General features: G+C 38.3%; 15 protein-coding genes. 12 read left to right on the plus strand and 3 right to left on the minus strand.

Annotation, left to right across the window (positions count from 1 at the left end):
• Positions 1–37: 37 nt before the first annotated feature.
• The 8 genes from A3EE_RS0112235 to A3EE_RS0112270 all read left to right on the plus strand — a co-directional run bounded on the left by A3EE_RS0112235 (position 38) and on the right by A3EE_RS0112270 (position 7,440).
• Entirely contained in the window at positions 38–592 is a 555-nt protein-coding gene (locus A3EE_RS0112235) for a dihydrofolate reductase family protein (protein ID WP_018343741.1), read from the plus strand.
• A 105-nt stretch (positions 593–697) separates the two neighbouring features.
• On the plus strand, positions 698–1,945 hold the full coding sequence (locus tag A3EE_RS0112240) for a tetratricopeptide repeat protein (protein WP_018343742.1): 1,248 nt from the start codon (positions 698–700) through the stop codon (positions 1,943–1,945).
• A gap of 83 nt (positions 1,946–2,028) precedes the next feature.
• Complete coding sequence (locus tag A3EE_RS0112245) at positions 2,029–3,183, plus strand: DUF418 domain-containing protein (RefSeq protein WP_018343743.1); 1,155 nt, start codon at positions 2,029–2,031, stop codon at positions 3,181–3,183.
• A 189-nt stretch (positions 3,184–3,372) separates the two neighbouring features.
• Positions 3,373–4,158 (plus strand): bestrophin-like domain, encoded by a 786-nt coding sequence (locus tag A3EE_RS0112250; protein WP_018343744.1) that lies wholly within the window; start codon positions 3,373–3,375, stop codon positions 4,156–4,158.
• Positions 4,159–4,254: 96 nt separating this feature from the next.
• Positions 4,255–5,445, plus strand: a complete 1,191-nt coding sequence (locus tag A3EE_RS0112255; RefSeq protein ID WP_018343745.1) for an oxygenase MpaB family protein — start codon at positions 4,255–4,257, stop codon at positions 5,443–5,445.
• 45 nt (positions 5,446–5,490) lie between these two features.
• The gene (locus A3EE_RS0112260; RefSeq protein ID WP_018343746.1) at positions 5,491–6,018 is read left to right on the plus strand and encodes a hypothetical protein; all 528 of its coding nucleotides are present in this window, start codon (positions 5,491–5,493) and stop codon (positions 6,016–6,018) included.
• 35 nt (positions 6,019–6,053) lie between these two features.
• Positions 6,054–6,473, plus strand: a complete 420-nt coding sequence (locus tag A3EE_RS20480; RefSeq protein WP_018343747.1) for a hypothetical protein — start codon at positions 6,054–6,056, stop codon at positions 6,471–6,473.
• Positions 6,474–6,840: 367 nt separating this feature from the next.
• Positions 6,841–7,440 (plus strand): hypothetical protein, encoded by a 600-nt coding sequence (locus A3EE_RS0112270; protein ID WP_157447005.1) that lies wholly within the window; start codon positions 6,841–6,843, stop codon positions 7,438–7,440.
• Between the two features lie 2 nt (positions 7,441–7,442).
• On the opposite strand, the gene A3EE_RS0112275 is transcribed toward A3EE_RS0112270, so the two are convergent.
• Entirely contained in the window at positions 7,443–8,345 is a 903-nt protein-coding gene (locus A3EE_RS0112275; RefSeq protein ID WP_157447006.1) for a c-type cytochrome, read from the minus strand.
• A gap of 11 nt (positions 8,346–8,356) precedes the next feature.
• A complete protein-coding gene (locus tag A3EE_RS0112280) occupies positions 8,357–9,238 on the minus strand; it encodes an alpha/beta fold hydrolase (protein ID WP_018343750.1) in 882 nt (293 codons plus the stop codon).
• Between the two features lie 209 nt (positions 9,239–9,447).
• On the opposite strand from A3EE_RS0112280, the gene A3EE_RS0112285 reads away from it, so the two are divergent.
• Together A3EE_RS0112285 and A3EE_RS0112290 are read left to right on the plus strand one after the other, a co-directional pair.
• Complete coding sequence (locus A3EE_RS0112285; RefSeq protein ID WP_018343751.1) at positions 9,448–9,774, plus strand: hypothetical protein; 327 nt, start codon at positions 9,448–9,450, stop codon at positions 9,772–9,774.
• Positions 9,775–9,776: 2 nt separating this feature from the next.
• Positions 9,777–10,403 carry a class I SAM-dependent methyltransferase gene (locus A3EE_RS0112290; protein ID WP_018343752.1) on the plus strand — a complete coding sequence of 209 codons (627 nt, stop codon included), beginning with the start codon at positions 9,777–9,779 and terminating at the stop codon, positions 10,401–10,403.
• 34 nt (positions 10,404–10,437) lie between these two features.
• Here A3EE_RS0112290 and A3EE_RS0112295 read toward each other — a convergent pair whose 3' ends face one another.
• The gene (locus A3EE_RS0112295; protein WP_018343753.1) at positions 10,438–12,246 is read right to left on the minus strand and encodes a 7TM-DISM domain-containing protein; all 1,809 of its coding nucleotides are present in this window, start codon (positions 12,244–12,246) and stop codon (positions 10,438–10,440) included.
• Positions 12,247–12,606: 360 nt separating this feature from the next.
• Between A3EE_RS0112295 and A3EE_RS21390 the strand changes: the two genes are divergently transcribed.
• Positions 12,607–17,169, plus strand: a complete 4,563-nt coding sequence (locus tag A3EE_RS21390; RefSeq protein WP_083921267.1) for a beta-1,3-glucanase family protein — start codon at positions 12,607–12,609, stop codon at positions 17,167–17,169.
• A gap of 459 nt (positions 17,170–17,628) precedes the next feature.
• Positions 17,629–21,060, plus strand: coding sequence for a cellulase family glycosylhydrolase (locus A3EE_RS21395; protein ID WP_157447007.1), 3,432 nt, complete (start codon positions 17,629–17,631; stop codon positions 21,058–21,060).
• Positions 21,061–21,234: the final 174 nt, after the last annotated feature.

Below are 21,234 nucleotides of genomic sequence, written 5' to 3' on the forward strand. Positions count from 1 at the left end.
TAATTTGTAACACACAAAACACCTAAAAAACGAAGATATGAGAAAAATCGTTGCAGCAATCAATATGACACTCGATGGGTTTTGCGATCACACCGCAGGAATACCCGATGAAGAATTACACGACCATTATACAGAACTTGTACGTAATGGGGATGCAATGCTGTATGGTCGGATCACCTATGAACTGATGAAGTTCTGGAAGCCACTTCTAATAAATCTTTCCGGCGAAAAATCAATGGATGACTTTGCTATCGCTATAGATGCAATTCCGAAAATTGTTTTTTCAAATACACTGCAGCAAACAGATTGGGGTAGTGCAACATTGGCAACCCAACCAATCGAAGAAGTGGTTGCTGAATATAAAAAACAATCCGGCAAGGATATTTTAATTGGCAGTCGTAGTTTGATCTTACAGCTGCTGAATCTTAATTTAATTGATGAACTTCAGATCTGTATTCATCCGGTTGTTATAGGAAAAGGCTTGCCCTTATTTGATAAAATAAACGATCGGACAATTCTGAAGCTATTAAAGACTAAAACATTTGACTCCGGAGCGATCATACTGTATTACACCCGTGCTGATAAGGAGTAAAAGTAATTTTGATAGTGGTTGGTTGATCTACTGCTGCAGAGATACTGTCTCTGCGAGAAGACAAAGAATTATATTACAGGAAAAACAATAAGTAACATACATCTCATGAAAACAATAATTACTTTTTTAATTCTTCTTATTTTTACTTCCGCATACGGACAAACAGATACCTATCAGGCATTGGTGGATAGTGCCAAGGCCTTATTTAAACAAGACGGTCGGTTGAGTCAGGAGGAACTTGATGCGTTTGATTACAAAAAGGTCGTAGCGCTTTGGGAAGAAGTTGTTCGTCTGAATCCTAATAATGCAGAAGCCAGATATTTTTTAGGCTATGCGTACGACCGTTTAAATTCCAGAGACGGGCGCGGCATCATTGGCATGGATGTACAACTGGTTTTAAAAACAAGTGCGGAGTTTGAGAAGGTGATAGAACTCTCACCAAATTACACCGGTGAAAAAATTGTGCTCGATCCGTATTCTAAATTGACAGCTGTATGGGGAACGCTGGCAATGAAGTATATCTACTACAACAAATCAGATTCGGCTTTGTGGGCTTTCAGAGAAGGGAAGAAGCGTGGAGGATTCAGCGATGTGATCCTTGCATTGAACAGACTTCCCCTGGATCAATGCAGCCCGAATGCGATACTGATCTCTTCGGGAGATAATTTTACAGTTCCCTTATGGTACTTACAGTATGTTGAAGGATATCGCAAAGATGTTTCTATAGTAGATGTAAATATGCTGAATGCTGGCTGGTACCCACGTTTCGTTGCTGAAAAAAATAATGTGTCTTTTGATATGTCCCTTGTCGATCTGGATACCATAGAGTATATCCCATGGAAGTCAACAAGGGTAGACATCAAAGGATTTACGTGGTTTGTAGAACCCACTTGTTATGATCGATATTTATTGCGTGGTGATCGGATCTTATTGAGTTTGTTGAAACAGAATAAATTTAAACGCGATATTTTTTTCACGGTTAATTTTCCGGAAGAAGCACGCTTGAGTTTGAAGGAGTCGATCAGTTCGTATGTGTATGCAGATAAACTGACACCCAAAGGAAAACAAACACTGCCCTATCAGACTTATAAAAATACTATCACCAAGGTATTGTCGATGGCTCCTCAACTGAATTCAAACAGGCACGATGAAATGCGGATCTTTGAATATTATCGCTACGATCTGCTGTTGCAAGCCTTAGAGTTGTATGATGAACGAAGTACAGATTCGAAAGCGCATGCAAAAGAATTGCTTAGAATCTTAGACACCTATTGCAAGGAAGATAAAATTCCATATCAGAATAAAGAAGGGAAGGCCTTTGCCGATCAGATAAGAAACCGCGTTGAGGAGTAATAAATAAATCCTGTATAGCTTAGCCATAGAAGATTCAAATAAAAGAAAATATTTATTTATCTTAATGCATATCTTACTATGCTATGGAGAATAAAAAGCGAATTATTTTATTGGATGTATTGAGGGGTTTTGCCTTGGTATCCATTATGCTGTTGCACAGCATCGAACATTTTGATATTTATCATTTTCCGGAAACATTACCTGCATGGATGAAAGCATCGGATTCTGTTATATGGGATACGATGTTTTTTTTATTCGGAGGTAAATCCTATTCTATTTTTGCATTACTATTTGGTGTAACCTTCGCCATTCAACTTTCACGACAAGAAGAATTGGGGCAATCATTTGGTCCACGGTTTGCCTGGCGTATGTTATTGCTGCTGGGTTTTGGAATGATCAACTCCGCATTTTTTCAGGGAGATATCTTAAGCATCTATGCCGTGATTGCTTTGTTGCTGATTCCATTATCGAAATTGCCGGAGAAAGTACTATTCGGTATTGCTGTTTTTATGATGTTGCTGCCTTACGAATGGATTCATTTAGCGTATGCAATTCAGCATCCGGATGAAAAAATAAACGATCCGGTATCGTGGAGTTATTTTGGTAAAATGTTTGAATACATTGACAATCCTTCCTTGTGGAAGATCATGGTCGGAAATTTAACGAATGGGAAAGTGGCAGTATTGATCTGGAATTGGGAGAACGGTCGTTTCTTTTCCATACTTGGTTTGTTCTTATTTGGGTATTTAATGGCGAAACGCAATTTGTTTGAATGGAATGAAACAAGTGAACGTTTCTGGAAAAGAACCTTGATCATTGCTTCGATTGCATTCATTCCGCTCTATATTATTCAGATTCAAATGGAATCGATCATTACCAGTGCGATCATCCGCAGACCTGTATTAACCATGGAAACAGCCTGGACGAATTTCGCTTTTATGCTGATTCTTGTGTCAGGGTTGACATTGTTGTTCTACAAAACAAAAGCGCATAACGCGCTTCTGTATTTTTCCTCGTTTGGAAAAATGAGCTTGTCGAATTACCTTATTCAATCTGTTATAGGCGGAGCAATTTTTTATGGATGGGGTTTGTGTTTGTATAAGTATACTGGTGCTACATACGGCATATTAATCGGACTTGCAATGACTGTAGTGATGGGTATATTTTGCAAGTGGTGGGCGAAACATCATAAGCAAGGTCCGCTTGAAACGCTCTGGCATAAGGCTACCTGGTTTTAATCAAGGATTTTAAAACATAGTATGGCAACCGAATGAGATGCAGCCGAATTCGTTGAGAATTTTTGAAGACGTATGTTACCGGGAATGTAAATAGATTCGATGCAATCCACGAGGATAAGGATACAAGCACATTGATTTTTACTTAAAGAATGAATATCTTTAGATCGTTAATATTTTAAACATATATTTATGGCATGGTTTTTTGAAATTCCGGAGTGGTTATTTTTTACAATTGCGAATAGTATTTTTGTGGTTTTTTGTTTGATTGGTCCATTGTTGTTGGGTAAAAAAATCCGAACAAAATTTGGCTTAACGGATTCTCACAATGAAGCGATCGGAGTAATTGTTTCCATCAGCGGTGTGTTGTATGGCGTAACTCTGGGCTTGATTGCAATAGGAACGTATGATAATTTTAATCATATTGGAGAATCTGTAAACACCGAAGTTAGTGCGATCAATGCAACGTACCGTGACATAACATTCCTGGAAGGTGACGAAGAAAAAGAAATACTTAAGAATGATCTTCGCAACTATGTGATATATATTATTGAAAAGGCATGGCCATTGCAGCAGCAGGGGATTGTACCTACAGAAGGAGGAATTATAATTGATACGTTTGCACAACACATGAGTGCATATCAACCCAAAAATGAGCATGATTATGTGATCTATTCGGAATTGTTTGACCAGTTTAATGTGCTCATTGAAGCAAGAAGAGCGCGATTGAATACGATCGATTCGAACATGCCTTTTGCTGTATGGATGGTAGTGATCACAGGTGGATTGATTAACATTCTTCTGGTTTGGCTGCTGACTTTTGAAAATATGTTTTTGGAAATCGTTTCGAATGTGTTGATTGGAGTGCTGTTTGGGTCGGTCATCTTCCTGATCATTTCAATGGACTATGCCTACAGCGGTAAGTTTAGCGTAAGCTCTCAACCTTATAGTATGCTTTTGGAGACCGTCATGAAATAAAATCTGGTGATTCGTTATTTTGAAGCTCAGTCCTTCGGAAATAAAATTATCAAACGATGCAACCGGATTGCATTCGAATAAGCAGTATCTTTGTGTATGCCCTTAGCACGAATTCAATATCCTTCTCCCGGTTTTTCGCAGCACTGGAAAGAACCTGCAGGAAAAAATATGTTGAAGCGTGTCTCTTCGTTGCCAACCGTAGAAGAGATACAACAGTTTAATTCCTTATATCTGAAGTGTGATACACTGGCAGACAAAGTTGTAGTAGATCTCTTCGAAGGGCTTGGACATAAGCAGGGACATGCACTTCTCAATACATTACTGGAAAAAGGACTTGAAGCGGTGCCAGAAATTCCGGATTCATTAAGAAACGTATACACCCAATCATACAATCTTCCTTCCTGGCTGGATGATGATCTCATGCAGACAGGAGCTGAATTTTGTCAACGCGCAGGCTTGTTCAGCCTCGTTACACTGCGAAATTATTCACTGATGGGTGGGTATGAATCAGCTGCTATTAACAAACCGTTAATTTTTACCGGTGCTTTAAAAGCGGGGCCTGCAAAACGTTTGTCGGACACCCTTGCCTTTTGGGTGGATGCAACCGGCACGGGTGCTATGAAGCCCGGCGCTGTAGGTTTTAATGCTACAATAAAGATCCGTATTGTGCATGCACTGGCGCGTTACTACACACGCAAGTCGCCCGAGTGGAGCGACGATCAATGGGGCATCCCCGTGAATGAAGGAGATATGATCGCAACGTATCTTGGTTTTTCATTGGTGTTTTTAGAAGGCTTATACATGCAAGGCTTCCAGCCGTCTGAAGAAGAAGTGAAAGGTATTTTTCATTTGTGGAAATACATCGGATATATGTTGGGGATTCATGCAGATCTGCTGCCTGAAAATAAAGAACAGGCTATTCAGACTCTGTACAAGTGGACAATGACTCAACCGCCTGCTGATGGGGATACATTGGCATTGGCACATGCATTGATGACTGCTCCGCTTACGGTAACGTTTCCCGAAAAAAACTGGCAGAAAAAACTACTGGTTAAAATCTATCTGGGCTTTAATTATTTTTACCTGGGCAAACATGCCTGCAAACGCATGAAGCTTCCATTTACAGTGTTTGTATGCGTTCCGTATATAAGCGCATGTATAAACAGCATCAATGAATATAAAATCAAGTTGTTTCCAAAGCTGCGCCAGCGTGCTGTTCAGAAAGGAAGGGAAGCTCAGGTAAAAATTACCGATGCATTTTTGCTTTCAACGGGATATGGTAAGTGATTAAACATTGAGGAAATTAATTTGTTGACATTCTATCTAAATGATATGATAAAATACACATTCATAATCCTGATTTTTATCTCTGTATCTTCTTTTGCACAAACAGCAGAAGATTATTTGTATGTAAATAAGGTATTGAATAAACCAAGACGTACTAAACTTCCGTTTTTATTTGGAGGTGATTTATTATCGAAAGAATACAATGGTGAATTGTATAATGAAAATGAAGAAGAGGTATTAGAGCATTATGCATTTTCAATAAATGAATTGTTTGCAGATACGCTCAAACAGTATATCGGAGTAATTGATAAACAAAAAATAAAAAACTCATTTGTTGCCTGGGATAAAAAGCGTATAAATAGTAACACATTTACGGAAGATGTAAAGAAAGATTTTTGTTATATAACCAAGCCGATTGTATTAGATAATGGTTTGTTTGTAATCTTACAATTTGATGAATGTGCTATGGGAGGTATTACGGCATGCTTATATCAATACAATAAGGATAGCAAGTCGGTTAATATGATAAAGCTTCATACCATGAGATTATATGGATTTAGTAATGAATGGTAACTTTTAGAAATTGAATCCTCAATAAATTAATTTCAATGAAAAACTTAATCATACTCTTATGCGTATGCATAATTACTTCCTGTAACCGCAGATCAGATCCCGATGAGATATGGAAACACATGGATGAAGTGCGGGCCGACATGAAAGTAAGCACCGTTCCCGATGCTTTAGTATTTGACCAACAGGATTCTATTTCGTTTGTAATCAATTGTTCGTATAAAGATTCAGCGTTTTGTTGTGGTGGTACTGAAATTTATTTCGTGCTGGATTCAATACTTGATTTCGAACGGATCTATCAAGATTCTACGTATGATACTGAGTACTGTGGCTGCGGCGATACCATTTATCTGAAACATCTGACAGTTGGAGAACATTCTATAAACGGCAATCTGCAATGGAATGCAGGCGACTGGACCTACGGGAAAGATTGGAGAAAAAAACTAATCATAAAATAGGTCAATTGCTTATATTAAATAATTCAATGTAGTTTAGTTAACGATAAAAATAGGTTAAACTTAAATTCTTGTTGTGATTTAGTAGCGCACCCAACGGCCTCATTTCAAATTGCGTTAAGAAATTTTGGTTCATGGAGTTTTTTGAACGCTACAACTAGTCCTTTTCCCAGGACGGTTTTGTAGCGTTCGCGGAATGAACCAAAATTTTAGCTTATTTGAAATCAGTCTTGATTTTTTGGTTCTTTTGTATCAAGACAAAAGAACGGAAATATCAAAAAGAAAGATAATCACAGGTAAGTAAGGAAAACTGTTGTATCTAATTAAAGCTTAACTAAACGACACGTTTAATAATTTATAAAATTAGTTTATGAGACACGAGATCAGTGAAACAAGTCGTTTGTGGTTGACTAAAGATACAGTCACCTTGCAGATCCATTATTCCACGACTAAGATGCTTGTAGGTTGGTTTAGTATGACTGCTGGGATATCGGTTTTTATTATACGTCAGTTTTATGAACTCAGCATGTTTTATGTTGTACTGGCGGCTATCTTATTTTTGTACGGCATCATATCTTTTGGATACAAACAATTTGTTGTAATAGATGTAAAACGAAGAATGATCCAACGGAAATCAGATATTCTGAATGTGAATTTTTATAACACGTCTGTTTTTTTTGAAAAAAGTTCAAAATTTAAATACATCATTTCGTTTAATTCACTTGAACGCATTTCTTTTATTTCATTGGTCATTTATTCGGATGGTAAAGAAGAGCCTAGGTTCGTAATGGACTTTCCTGAAGAGAAAGCTTTTTTTGCATTTAAAAAAATAGTTAATAAGGCATTTCCTGATTATCAAATTACAGAAACGTACTTGTCAAAAAAAGAATTTGACGCAGCAGAAGTACATCGCAAGCAAATCAAAAGCAGTCACAATAGGGTGCTGCGTCACAAGGATCATTTGCTGTAAGCTTAACAAAAATATTTTTTCAGCTGCAGCATAAAGTACAAAATCACTGCTGATACTGTTAGCAGAACTGTAATCAAAATAAGAGATATTGCTTTAAGCAATGCAGGCGAACGAAACGTTCGTTCAATCTGCTGTTGCGCCTCTTTTTTGTATTCCGTTTTGTTGATCTTTCCGGTATAGGAAGCATCTACAGTAGAAGCGTATTCGATGTAATCCAGAATGGAATTGATTTCCTCATCCTCTAAAAAATCCATGCTGGTCATTACATGCCGGTCAAACTGTTGATATAAATTTTCTGCATATGGATCTCCTCCTTGAATTACTTTTTGAGAATTGTGAATGAAAGCAATGATCCATGCTCTATCATGCCTTTTGGTTACACTTCCAAGAGCAGGCGCAAAAGAACTTTCTTTATGAATAAAATGACAAGCAGAACAATGCTCAGTAAATTCGGACTTACCTTCAAGGATGCTGCTGTTATTTGTAGATACAGTGGTGGCATCATTTAAATGTGCACTTGGGTGGATCGATTCGTATTCCAGATAATATAAGATGGCTTTGATGTCTTTTTTACTCAACTTTTCAAACGTCGGCATTACCTGATTGTTGAATTTTTCGAATAAGGCCTTGGCATACGGATCGCCTGATTTAATAACCTGTTGAGAGTTTTGTATAAAAGAAATGAGCCAAGGCTCGGTTCTCTTTTTAGAGATGCTTCCAAGCATTGGCCCATAAATTTCCTGATGTGTACTGTGGCAGGAGCTGCAATACGTTCTGAACTGATTTTTTCCGGATGTGTAGATTAGAGAATCTTTCTGTGCAACACACAAAAAAGAATTCAATAAGCAATACAGAGAAAATAAGATTGTATGTGCATGTATTTTATGTGCATGTATTTTTAACATGCTGCTGCCCATTAAATGTCCCACACAACCGTTGATTTTGTATTGCGCTCATATTTGTTGACGTTCAAATGATCGTCTGTATTCATAGCACTTATAAAATCGAACAGGTGTTTATTGAATTCCAGAGGGTGTTCAAGATTGGATACATGCCCTGCGTGATTAATGATCCGTAGCGTTGATCCTTTAATAACCGAGTGCATATATTCCGATTGCTTCATTGGTATCACGGCATCTTCTCTGCCACAAATGATCAAGGTCGGAATGTTTACAGCCTGCAATGAAGAACATGCTTCTGAACGGTCTGCAAGTGCGCTTAAACCCATCTGTATACTTTTTTTAGAATTTGAGAAGATCATGCCGCGTACCGCTTCAACCGTTTCTTTTTTATTCAAGAATGAACCTTTATAAAAAATGCTGTTTACAAATTGTTCATTGAAAGGCGTTACACCGTTTGCATCTATATCTTCTATGGCCTTATATCGTTTTTCTTTTCCTTCTTTGGTATCCGCACTGCATTGAGTGTTGCATAAGATCAATCCGCTAAAGCGACTCGAAAAGCGTTGCACCGCATTTAAGGCAATATAACCACCCATGGATAACCCACAAATGATTGCTTTATCAATGCATAAAGCGTTCATGAATTTAATCAGATCGTCTGCAAATAAACCTATGCTAAGAGAAGTATCTTCATCTTTCGATGCGCCAAATCCCCGGATGTCAAGAGCGATCACACGGGTTATTGTTTGTAGCGAAAACAGCTGTGATTGCCACATGGTTTTGTTGAAGGGAAACCCGTGTAAGAAAATAACCGGTGTGGCGCCTTCTCCAAGATCATCGTATGATATGTTGAAATTGTTTACCGTGATGTTCTGATTATATCCTTTGGTTCTCATAGCTGGTTGTATTTAATTTTAAACGAATATTTATATAGGATTTAATACGTGTAAACATAATTATGCTGTTGCCCGAATGCCTTACATAATTTGAAGAATGCGTTGTAGAATTCACATGTTGATAAGTCTGCAATTAAATGGCAATCACTTTTGGTAGTCTTATCAAATGAGGCTATTTTGTATTATAATTAAAATTTCAACATCAAAAGATGAAGCAGAAACTTGCAACGGATGCTCCCTATATGAATAACCATGACTTACCAATCTGGATTGTACCAATCAGCGGGTGGGGAAGTGATGCGATGGAGGAGGCATATACACGTATGGAAATCTATAAAAATGTAGCCAAAGAACTGAACATTAACATTGAGTTTTCAAGTCGCTTAGGAACTTTTCAAAGCTATAAAAGAGCACCTGCTGTTGCTGCACAGATTGAGGAGCACAATGAAAAAACGTTTGCGGTGTATGAGGAAAATCTTGGTAAAGATTGGCGACAGAAATTTAGCGAAGAAGTGCAAAAACAATTAAAGAAATAAATATGAATAACGATTCCTGGACACAGCGGTGGAACGAACGCTATAGCAACGAAGCCTTTGCTTACGGAGAAGAGCCCAATGCATATCTGAAAGAACAACTGGAAAAATTAAATCCCGCAGTAATACTTTTTCCCGCTGAAGGTGAAGGGCGCAATGCGGTGTTTGCAGCGCGGTTGGGCTGGGATGTTTCCGCATTTGATATCAGCAACGAAGGGAAAAAGAAAGCGCTTCAGCTTGCCGAAAAAAATAAGGTGAAGATCGATTATAAAGTAGGGGAATTGTCGTCGTTGAATTATAATGCAGAACAGTTTGATGTTCTTGCTTTGATATACGCACATTTTCCTGCTGCTATTAAATCTGGATTGCATAAAGAACTCAGTACCTATCTCCGTAAAGGCGGCATTGTTATTTTTGAAGCTTTCAGCAAAAATAATTTGCAGTATGTTGCAAAGAATCCTAAGGTTGGTGGGCCCAAAGAAATGGATATGTTGTTTTCTATCGATGAAATCAAATCTGATTTTTTGGATTTTGAAATTATTGAATTAGAAGAAAAAATAATTGAATTGAACGAAGGCGAATTTCACAACGGGACTGGTTCGGTCATACGATTTGTTGGACGAAAAAAATAAATCGGTTTCTTATCTATTTAAAATGTTTGGTACCTTATTGCACCAAACATTTTAAGATCTCACCTTTATTGTTGCTTGCGTGTTCAATTTTATCCAATGTCTTTTTCCTGAAAGCCCACACTGTAGCTTCTCTCAAGTCGATCTCTAATGCAATTTGTTTAACCGAAATAGAATCGCGGTTGATCACCGTTGTTAAGCTTATATACAAAGCTTTTGTAAGCGGAAATTTTACTCCGTGAAATAAGGTATTTGCTGTAACGGATTCTTCATACTTACATTGATTACACTTGCGTGCATAGTATTGGGTTCCTTCAGACCAATCGGTTGATCCGCACTTTTTACAGATATACCCATCCTGCCATTTCAGATCGGCAATAAAACGAAGTGCATTTTTGTCTGCCGGAAATGTTTGAATAAATTCAGCAAAACTTATTTTTTTACCCCACATCAGTTTTATCCGGTCGCTCGATAGTTCCTGGTTCAGCGACCAATTTTGTTTGTCTAAACTGCTGCTGATCTCATTCAGACGAATGTTTAATTTCTCTAAGTCTTCATTCTTCTTTGCTAATTCCTGCGTGCGTTCCGCAATTTTTATTTCTAATTCTTTATTGATTTCTTTTTGTATGCGTTCTTTTTCTTTGACCTCGTTTATAAGTTTATCTTTTAAAACTGTAATTTCAGTAAGCGAAATAATTTCTGAAACCTGCAACTTGTTTTTTTCATCGCTTAAGAATTTGAAGCGTAAGGCCAATGCCAGCAAACCGATCAGCAATTCCAGTGAACCGCCCATGGCAAGTGAGTTGTAGGCCAAAAATCCACTTGGAATAATGTGGTAATATGCTAAAATAAAAATCAGGTACGACGATAATAATAAGCTAATGGAAGTAATAAACATCTTTCCATGGAGTGTTTGGAAGAGTTTTATTTTGAGCAATAAAAATAACAAATAAGAGAATGTGAAAAAGTCGAACATGAAATACCATTCAATAAAACCGGTATTGAAGATGGAAATTGTAAGGATCAGTATGCGCACCAGAATGACTCCGCGTATATACCAGTTGTTGATGGGAATTAAATTTTTAATGTAGGAGCGAAAGTAAATGAACTGCATACTTAACATCAAAAAAGAAGAATAGATGTAGGCATAACGATTCCAGATCGTTAAGTTTGGCCATATCCATTGAAAGCCAATTCCGGTATACGACCAATGAAAGATGCCTAATGAAATTGTATATAATGCATACCACAAAAACGTTTTGTCTCGCAGTATTGCAAAGAATAAAACATTCAATGAAAAGATGATCAGAACCATTCCTGAAAATATTCCATACCAGGAATATTCCTTGATGAAGCGGTTTAAAAATGCATCGATATTTCTGGCCCAGCAAATAACATACGCGGGATTGTGTGAAGAAAGTTTATAATACAATTTATAGGTTTCATTCGTATCGGGATGATGCAGGATCATTACCTGATTTTTTAAGAGCAATTGTGCATGATACCCATCGATGTCATTAAAGTTTAGATACGCACAGGTGTCGCCTTTGGAATTTGTAACATAAGCGTCAAGTTTTTCAATCTTGTTATCCGGCCATTCAAGTACCAGGCTTTTGTCTGATGCCGATTTGAAAAATGCTTTTCCCTCAAAAACAGTTAATGGCTTTAAGATCGTATTTTCGAAATGGATCGTGCGCCAAATTGTGTCTGGCTGATTGGAGGTTCTGAAAGATAAGTGCGGCTCATAGATCTGTGTGTGGTCGGCTCCATTTATGCGTAGTGTGTCTCTTCCCTGAACGGAAAAAGTTAATGCGTATAAAAAAAAGCAAACCAAGTATCGAACCATTACTTAATTATTTAACTATCAATGTATTACTGAAGCGTATAAAATGCTTATTTATAGGCTTTATTTTATATTTTTTTATACTAATTCTAGTTACACTTCTGCAAAGTTATCCATAATTAGGCCTAATTTTTCATTATATCTTTAAAAAATATAATTATTTCATTAGGAAAATGCGATTTAGCACAGAATCAGGATGCCTTTAAATGAAAATATGAAATTCATTTATAATAAAGAAAAGCAGCATATCTGCATCCCGATTCCGGCTCTTTTTCCAAGCGGAATTACTGATACGAATCCATACCGCATTTAATGAAATGAAATTTGATAAAGAGTAACTGGTATAACTAAACGATAAAAAAAATGAAACAACTGAAATTAATCCTCCAAGTTTTTATCATTCTATGTTTGTTTTACAATGAGACATGTGCCCAGACATTACCCTATACATTTCAAAACAGTTCGCGATATGCAGACAATGAAATTTATATAGGCTTGGTGGGGCAATTCCCGGGGATGGGGAATGTGTGGATGGATATGACGCAAAGCCAATTACAGGTAATGAGTTATAATAACAATACCGTTCCCGGTCCGGCATGGGGAAATACTCCGGATGGCAAAAATAAATATGCTGCGATGTTTTTTAAACTAAGTGATATTCCAAATAAAACCATTCAGATTCCACAAGGGCTTTTTGGTTGCCGGATTTTGATCTCGTTTAAATCGCCGATGTATATTTATTTTCATCAAACTGGCGGTTATGCAGGTGCGGATCTGCAAAACCCCACTGATCCCAACGATGGTATACGCTGGGAGTTAGTTGAATTGACATGGGGGAATGCCGGTTTATGGACGAACACCAGTAGAGTCGATTCCTATCAATATCCAATGGGGTTGGAGGTTACAGGTTATACAGGAGGTATCAGCGGTTCGTATTCGTCGTCGTATAATACCAGAGTACATGATGGTTCTGCACCGAATGTAAATAAGAAAATTGGTGAAGTTATTTCACATCAAAACATTTTAAATTCATGGACAACAAAAGTAGAAACCCCTTTCTATGGTTGTAAAGTTGTGAAAACACATTCCATGGATGGAGAAGCAATCATTGAACAGGCTTCTAAAATTCCTGACTTCAAATCAAATGGTGCGTATAAAGATTATTTTGCTGCTTACATCAACGATATCTGGAACACCTATAGCAGTAAAGATCTATTGCTCAACATTGGCGACAGAGGTACGTGGCGAGGTCGAGTTACAGGTAATCGATTTGATTTTTATGATCCGGCTGATAATTCTCAAGCTACAATTTATTGGAAACCTACTACACAAGATGCCATTGAAGGAGCAGGGGCTTTGGCAACAACATATGCAACTGCACCAAGCGCTAAGTACGATGAAGATTTAATGATCCAGGCGCAGGTATGCGCAGCTATCAACCGTCATGCGATCTATACGAACGCGGCTGTAGGTGAAGTACAATACAATTCGGATGCAACACGCTTTTTCAAAGTTGCTCCTTTTAATCAGTATGTAAATTTCTTTCATAGTACAGATATCAGTTATCAATCTCAAACCTATGCGTTCGCTTATGATGATGTAGGCGATCAGTCGTCTACCATTCAATGTACATTTCCAACCAATGTTAAAGTCATCATTGGCGGTTATGGCGAACGGGTAGCAGCGCCGATTCCTGTTCCTGGTATCATAGAGGCAGAAGCATTTAGTAATATGTTTGGTATACAAACTGAAACTACTTCCGATATTGGATTAGGTTCGAATGTGGGTTACATTGATACAAATGATTGGCTGGAATTTGATATCAATGCAACAAAAACAGCGTCCTATGATTTTTCATTCCGTTCAGCAAGTTTAGCAAACGGCGGTGTGTTATCATTATTAATTGATGGAGTACCTGTTTCTCAATCCTTGTCATTGCCTGTTACTGGTGGTTGGCAACAATGGATGAGTACTACGTTGCAATCCGTTCCATTAACACAAGGTGTTCACAAACTGAAAGTGCTTTTTGTGGATGGTGGATTCAATCTGAATTATATGAATGTAACAGAACATGTGAACAGCAATTTGGATTTTCTTCATACAAGTGGTAAAAATATTGTAAATAATGCTGGGAACTTTCAGATACGTGCTATCAACATTGGTAATTACATGGTGCAGGAAGGATACATGCTAAACTTAGGCGGAGGGTATCAACATGTGATGAAACAAAAGATTGCAGATGTGGTAGGTACTGTTAATATGGAAAAGTTTTATGATGATTATAAAACAAATTTTTTAACAAAAGCAGATATCGATAGTATTGCAAAATGGGGCTTTAATACAATCCGTTTGCCGCTGCATTATAATTTGTTCATCCAACAAGGAGCTTCCAATGTATTTATTGAAAAAGGATTTGAAACAGTTGACCAGATCATTGCCTGGTGCAAAGCAAATAATATCTATGTGATACTGGATCTGCATGCAGCACCTGGCGGACAAAACAGCGGTGATATCAGTGACTATGTAGCAGGCCAGTCTTCCTTGTGGGAAGATGCGGCAGGTAGCACATATACCAGTGCTCAAAACAGAGATCGGACTATTGCACTTTGGAAGGAACTTGCCAGACGTTATGCAAATGAAGAAACTGTTGGTGGCTATGATTTGATTAATGAGACAAACTGGACAATTCAGAATAATACATTATTACTAAATCTTATGAAGGATATTACTGCAGCTATCCGTTTGTTTGATCAGAATCATATTGTATTCATTGAAGGTAATAGTTATGCAAACGACTATTCAGGACTTACTCCGAAGTGGGATAATAATATGGTTTACAGTTTTCACAAATACTGGAATGATGTTACAGATGCTTCACTTGATTTTGTATTTCAAATTCGTGATGCGCAGAATGTGCCAATTTGGATGGGTGAATTTGGAGAGAATTCCAACCATTGGATACGCAATACAGTTGATTTGATGAACAAACATAATATTGGTTGGGCTGTTTGGCCGTATAAAAAAATGGCTAGTGTATCGGGAGCCGTTTCATTTAAAGAACCAACTAACTGGACCGCATTAGCTGACTATATCAACGGAGGTGCAAAACCTTCTGCAACCGTCGGGCAATCTATTTTGGATGAAATGGTAAACAATGTTAAGTTGGCTAATTGCTCCATTAATCAAGGCTATTTGTTTGCATTATTTGCAGCAGATGGAAATAGTACAAAACCGTTTCAGTCCATCACATTACCTTCAAAAATCAAGGCAACACAGTATGATGAAGGAAGAAATGGAATTGCATATAATGATGTAGTATTTGAAACAAAACAATACGGTGCAGCTGGTGGCAACTATACAGCATGGAATACAGGCTGGTATTTCCGTAACGACGGTGTAGACATTCAATATTCAAATGCCGAACAAACATCCATTGTAGGATGGGCAGATGATAATGAGTGGATGAATTATACGGTAAAAGCAGACGTAACTACAAACTATACTGTTGCGGCACGAGTAGCAGGACTTGGAGGTAAATTAACCGTGATGCTTGATGGTGTAACAGTTATTGATCGTGCAACAATACAATCTACGGGAGGTTGGGATACCTGGAGTACTGTAAATTTGGGTAATGTTACGGTAGCTGCAGGTTCACATGTAATTAAAGTTGTTATAAGCACGGGTGGTTACAACCTTAATTATTTAGATTTCAAGTTGGCATGTGTATCAACGATCACATCACCATCAACATCATTCTGTCAGGGTGGCAATGTAGTGCTTACATCAAGTGCGGGTTCTTCTTATAAATGGATGAACGGAACAACTCAGGTTGGTACAGGACAAACCTATACTGCAACAGCAGCGGGTTCGTATACGATAGAAGTTACAGACGCAGCAGGCTGTAAAGCAACATCACCTGCAAAAGTGATAACTGTAAATACTTTGCCAACAGCTACGATCACATCTCCATCAACTTCTTTCTGTCAGGGTGGAAATGTAGTTTTAACAGCGAGTACAGGTTCCTCGTATAAATGGATGAATGGAACAACGCAGGTTGGAACAGCACAAACCTATGCAGCAACAGCAGCGGGTTCGTATACAGTTGAAGTAACAAATGCAGCAGGTTGTAAAGCAACCTCTGCTGCTAAAGTAATAACTGTAGATGCATTACCGGCAGCAGCGATCACGTCTCCGTCCACATCATTTTGTCAGGGCGGAAGTGTAGTACTTACATCAAGTGCGGGTTCTTCTTATAAATGGATGAAGGGCACAGCGCAGGTTGGTACAGCACAAACCTATGCAGCAACAGCAGCGGGTTCGTATACGGTTGAAGTAACAAATGCAGCAGGTTGTAAAGCAACATCATCGTCAACGACAATAACAATGACTTCATCTGTTGTGTGGTATGCAGATTTGGATAACGATGGAAAAGGAGATGCAAATGTTACACAGTCTTCGTGTGTACAGCCAGCAGGTTATGTATCAATAGTAGGCGATGCATGTCCGCTCGATGCCAACAAAGTTGATCCGGGTAATTGCGGTTGTGGAAATACAGAACAAAGCTGCCTGGATTGTGCAGGTGTAGCAAATGGTACTGCATCCTTGGATGTATGCAACATCTGTTCGGGTGGTACTACAGGTATTACGCCCAAAGTAAATCTAAGCGAATGTACAGCTACTGCAGTAACGAATCCATCTGGAATCGAATTGGTTTCTGTTTATCCGAATCCATTTGAAAATAAGGTTACCATTGATACGAAAGGCGAATTGGTAAGCTTTTATATCTATGACGCAGCGGGTTCTTTAGTTGAAACAGTTTTGCTGGATAGCGAAACGCAAATAGGTGAAGAATTGAAGAGCGGAATTTATCTGGTGAGATATAAAATGAACGCTGACTGGTATCAGTTCAAAATAATAAAAATGTAGTAGTTCGTTCAGGCCAGCCGATTAGATTTCTATGAAATTGGATTGGCTGGTTAAATTGCTAAAAACACTGGAGTCATTTTAAACTAAAAATCCCCGCATTCAATCTTTTGTTGAATGCGGGGATTTTCAATTTTGATGTGTAGATGAATGCGTTTTTGCTGATGTATTCAAGTCATTATTTTTGAACTCAACCGGATAATCTCCCATGTTAGGGATCATTTCGTATACTTTTTGATCTTTTTTTGATGTGAAAAGTTAAAGCGTATATAAAAAGTTCAGTCGAGTCCTAAATAGTCATTTAACAGTTTAATATTCAGTGTGTTATTGAAGCGTATAAACATCCTTTAAATAGGGTTTATTTGATATTTTTTTTAACAATTTCAAGTCCTATTGTATCGATGGTGAATATATTAAGTTCTAATTTTGAATTATATGAACAAAAAATATAACTATTTCATTATGAAAAAGCGCCTAAAACTTGAAAAAACAACGGACTTTGTCGAATGTGTAAAATCTGTCTACCCAATAGACATTCTAATTTATTTATTAAAAATTGGAATTGTATTGTTATTTATTGTTTCATCTCATATGACTTTTGCTCAAGTCGTTTCTATGAACGGAGCTTTATCTGTTAGCGGAAATAAAATAGTGAATAAGAATGGTGTGCCGGTAAGTTTTGCGGGTAACAGCTTTTTTTGGTCGAATACAGGTTGGGGTGGAGAAAAGTATTACAATGCAAATGTAGTTTCCTGGTTAAAGAGCGATTGGAATTCTGCGATTGTTCGGGTTGCTATGGGTGTTGAAGATGGTGGTGGGTATTTAGATAATCCAAATGGAAATTATTCAAATCAGACCGGTAATAAAGCACGCATAAAAGCGGTGATCGATGCGGCTATTGCAAATAATATGTATGTGATCATTGATTGGCATACGCATCACGCAGAATGGAATACAACAGCAGCAATTGCTTTCTTCCAGGAAATGGCACAGACCTATGGTCATTTGCCGAATGTGATGTATGAAGTATACAATGAACCGTTGAGTGTATCGTGGAGCGGTGTTATCAAACCGTATGCGATTCAGGTGATCGATGCAATCCGCACAATTGATCCGGATAACATTATTATTGTTGGTACTCCTAGTTGGTCTGCCGATGTAGATCAGGCTGCAAATGATCCCATCAATAGAAGCAACGTTGCCTATACGGTACATTTTTATGCAGGTTCTCACGGACAGACAAACAGAGATAAATGTCAGTATGCGCTGGATAAAGGCTTAGCTGTTGTTATAACAGAATGGGGAACAGTGAATGCAGATGGTAATGGTGCAGTAAATGTAACTGAAACCAATGCATGGATTGATTTTATGAAGCGGAATAAACTTACTAACTGCAACTGGAGCATCAATGATAAAAATGAAGGAGCTTCTGCAGTAACGGGTGGTGCTAGTACTAGCGGCGGTTGGCCGTCGAACAATCTTACCTGGTCAGGTTCGGTAGTACGTGATTTTTTAAGATCGTATGATTATGGATCGTTAAAAGATGAAATTAATTTTGTGAATTCACCAAATCTTACAACATCTAAAAATACATATAGTGTTCAGGTGAATTATACGGTAACGCAGAAAAGAGATCTGGTAATTTCTTTCTGTGATAGTGTAAATACGGTGCTTCAAACCAAAACAGTTCAAGTAGAAACAGGTGAATCAGTAGACGTATCTTTCCCCATGAATGCATTGCCGGAAGTTGGTAAAAAATATGCATGGAAAGCAGAGTTAAGACCGGTAGGCGGAAATGCTTCAACCAATCTGGCCAGTCAGAAAAATGCAACAGTACTTATGTTACCACAGGCTCCGATTATTGTTCTTGAAGCAGAGTCTTACGATGCAATGTCGGGTGTACAGAAAGAAGCATGTAAAGAGAGTGGTGACAATGTCAGTTATATTGATGCCAATGATTGGTTGAGTTATGCAAGTATTACGATACCAACAGCAGGGAAATACAGAGTGTTTTTCAGAGTTGCGTCTATGAACAATACAGGTGTGATCTCATTGGAAAAAGATGCAGGTGCTACCAAGTTGGCAACATTTTCTGTACCGAATACGGGTGGCTGGCAAACCTGGACGACCATCTCTAAAGTGGTCGATCTGCCGCAAGGTACCTATTCTATTGGTCTGGGAATTCCAACGGGAGGTTTCAACATTAATTGGATTGCGGTCGCAAATGAAATATGTACAGCAACTGCAACGATCACTTCTTTAGCTAATTCATTTTGTCAGGGTGGAAACCTGTTATTGACAGCAAGTGCAGGCGCTTCGTATAAATGGATGAATGGTACCGCACAGGTTGGTACTGCGCAGACGTATACAGCAATAGTTGCGGGTTCGTATACCGTAGAAGTAACAAATGCTGCGGGCTGTAGAGCAACGTCTGAAGCGAAAGTAATTACCGTAGATGCTTTACCAACAGCAACGATCACTTCTTTGGCTAATTCATTTTGTCAGGGTGGAAGTGTAGTGCTTACATCAAGTGCGGGTTCTTTGTATAAATGGATGAACGGAACAGCACAGTTGGGTACTGCGCAGACGTATACAGCAACAGCTGCGGGTTCGTATACCGTAGAAGTAACAAATGCTGCGGGCTGTAAAGCAACGTCTGAAGCGAAAGTAATTACCGTAGATGCTTTACCAACAGCAACGATCACTTCTTTAGCTAATTCATTTTGTCAGGGTGGAAACCTTTTATTGACGGCAAGTACAGGTTCTTCTTATAAATGGATGAATGCTACCGCACAGGTTGGTACTGCACAAACGTATACAGCAACCGCAGCGGGTTCGTATACGGTTGAAGTAACAAATGCAGCGGGCTGTAAAGCAATGTCTGCTGTAAAAGTAATTGCCGTAGATGCTTTACCAACTGCAACGATCACTTCTTTAGGTAATTCATTTTGTCAGGGTGGAAGTGTAGTGCTTACATCAAGTGCGGGTTCTTCGTATAAATGGATGAACGGTACCACACAGGTGGGTACTGCGCAGACGTATACAGCAACAGCTGCGGGTTCGTATACGGTTGAAGTAACAAATGCAGCGGGCTGTAAAGCAATGTCTGCAGCGAAAGTAATTACCGTAGATGCTTTACCAACTGCAACGATCACTTCTTCGTCTACTTCATTTTGTCAGGGCGGAAGTCTTGAGTTAACAGCAAATGTAGGTTCTTCTTATAAATGGATGAACGGTACCACACAGGTGGGTACTGCGCAGACGTATACAGCAACCACTGCGGGTTCGTATACCGTTGAAGTAACAAATGCTTCAGGCTGTAAGGCTACATCGACTGCAAAAGTTATTACACAAACTTCTTCCATTATATGGTACGCAGATACCGACAGCGATGGCAAAGGTGATCCGTCTGTTACCCAGTCTGCATGTACCAAGCCATTGGGTTATGTATCGGTTGCAGGTGATGGCTGTCCGGCTGATGCAAATAAAACAGCACCGGGTAATTGCGGTTGCGGTAAGACAGAACAAAGCTGTGTGGATTGTGCGGGTGTTGCAAATGGAACTGCGTCACGCGATGTGTGCAACATCTGTTCAGGAGGTACAACAGGCATCACACCAAAACTTTATTTGAATGAATGTATATCAACAGGAATAAACGATCCTTCCGGAATCGAATATGTTTCCATCTATCCGAATCCATTTGAAAGTAATATTACGATAGATACCAAAGGCGCATCGATCCGTTTTTACATCTACGATGCATCTGGCGCCTTGGTCGAAACGATTACAGTAGATAGTGAAGCACAAATCGGAGAACAATTAAAAAGTGGTCTATACCTTGTTCGTTATAAAATGAATGAAGATTGGTATCAGTTTAAGATGATAAAAAAATAGTTGGTTTAATTTCTTTCAAGCCGGCAGATTGTTTTCTATGAAAGTGAGTCTGCCGGCTTTTTATTTATAAATAGATATTTTTTTGATTTTTTTCAACCATAGAGGAACCGGAATATTTTACTATCTTTCATAATCGTTGTTACATACATTTTGTAAAATTGATAAATAAATATT

Origin of the sequence: Cytophaga aurantiaca DSM 3654, from assembly GCF_000379725.1 — a bacterium.
GTDB classification, from domain to species: domain Bacteria; phylum Bacteroidota; class Bacteroidia; order Cytophagales; family Cytophagaceae; genus Cytophaga; species Cytophaga aurantiaca.

What these genes read in the sequence shown, in the direction of transcription:
- A3EE_RS0112235 (WP_018343741.1), top strand. Translation starts at nt 38, where the DNA reads ATGAGAAAAATCGTTGCAGCAATCAATATGACACTCGATGGGTTTTGC.
- A3EE_RS0112240 (WP_018343742.1), top strand. Translation starts at nt 698, where the DNA reads ATGAAAACAATAATTACTTTTTTAATTCTTCTTATTTTTACTTCCGCA.
- A3EE_RS0112245 (WP_018343743.1), top strand. Translation starts at nt 2,029, where the DNA reads ATGGAGAATAAAAAGCGAATTATTTTATTGGATGTATTGAGGGGTTTT.
- A3EE_RS0112250 (WP_018343744.1), top strand. Translation starts at nt 3,373, where the DNA reads ATGGCATGGTTTTTTGAAATTCCGGAGTGGTTATTTTTTACAATTGCG.
- A3EE_RS0112255 (WP_018343745.1), top strand. Translation starts at nt 4,255, where the DNA reads ATGCCCTTAGCACGAATTCAATATCCTTCTCCCGGTTTTTCGCAGCAC.
- A3EE_RS0112260 (WP_018343746.1), top strand. Translation starts at nt 5,491, where the DNA reads ATGATAAAATACACATTCATAATCCTGATTTTTATCTCTGTATCTTCT.
- A3EE_RS20480 (WP_018343747.1), top strand. Translation starts at nt 6,054, where the DNA reads ATGAAAAACTTAATCATACTCTTATGCGTATGCATAATTACTTCCTGT.
- A3EE_RS0112270 (WP_157447005.1), top strand. Translation starts at nt 6,841, where the DNA reads ATGAGACACGAGATCAGTGAAACAAGTCGTTTGTGGTTGACTAAAGAT.
- A3EE_RS0112275 (WP_157447006.1), bottom strand. Translation starts at nt 8,345, where the DNA reads ATGTTAAAAATACATGCACATAAAATACATGCACATACAATCTTATTT.
- A3EE_RS0112280 (WP_018343750.1), bottom strand. Translation starts at nt 9,238, where the DNA reads ATGAGAACCAAAGGATATAATCAGAACATCACGGTAAACAATTTCAAC.
- A3EE_RS0112285 (WP_018343751.1), top strand. Translation starts at nt 9,448, where the DNA reads ATGAAGCAGAAACTTGCAACGGATGCTCCCTATATGAATAACCATGAC.
- A3EE_RS0112290 (WP_018343752.1), top strand. Translation starts at nt 9,777, where the DNA reads ATGAATAACGATTCCTGGACACAGCGGTGGAACGAACGCTATAGCAAC.
- A3EE_RS0112295 (WP_018343753.1), bottom strand. Translation starts at nt 12,246, where the DNA reads ATGGTTCGATACTTGGTTTGCTTTTTTTTATACGCATTAACTTTTTCC.
- A3EE_RS21390 (WP_083921267.1), top strand. Translation starts at nt 12,607, where the DNA reads ATGAAACAACTGAAATTAATCCTCCAAGTTTTTATCATTCTATGTTTG.
- A3EE_RS21395 (WP_157447007.1), top strand. Translation starts at nt 17,629, where the DNA reads ATGAAAAAGCGCCTAAAACTTGAAAAAACAACGGACTTTGTCGAATGT.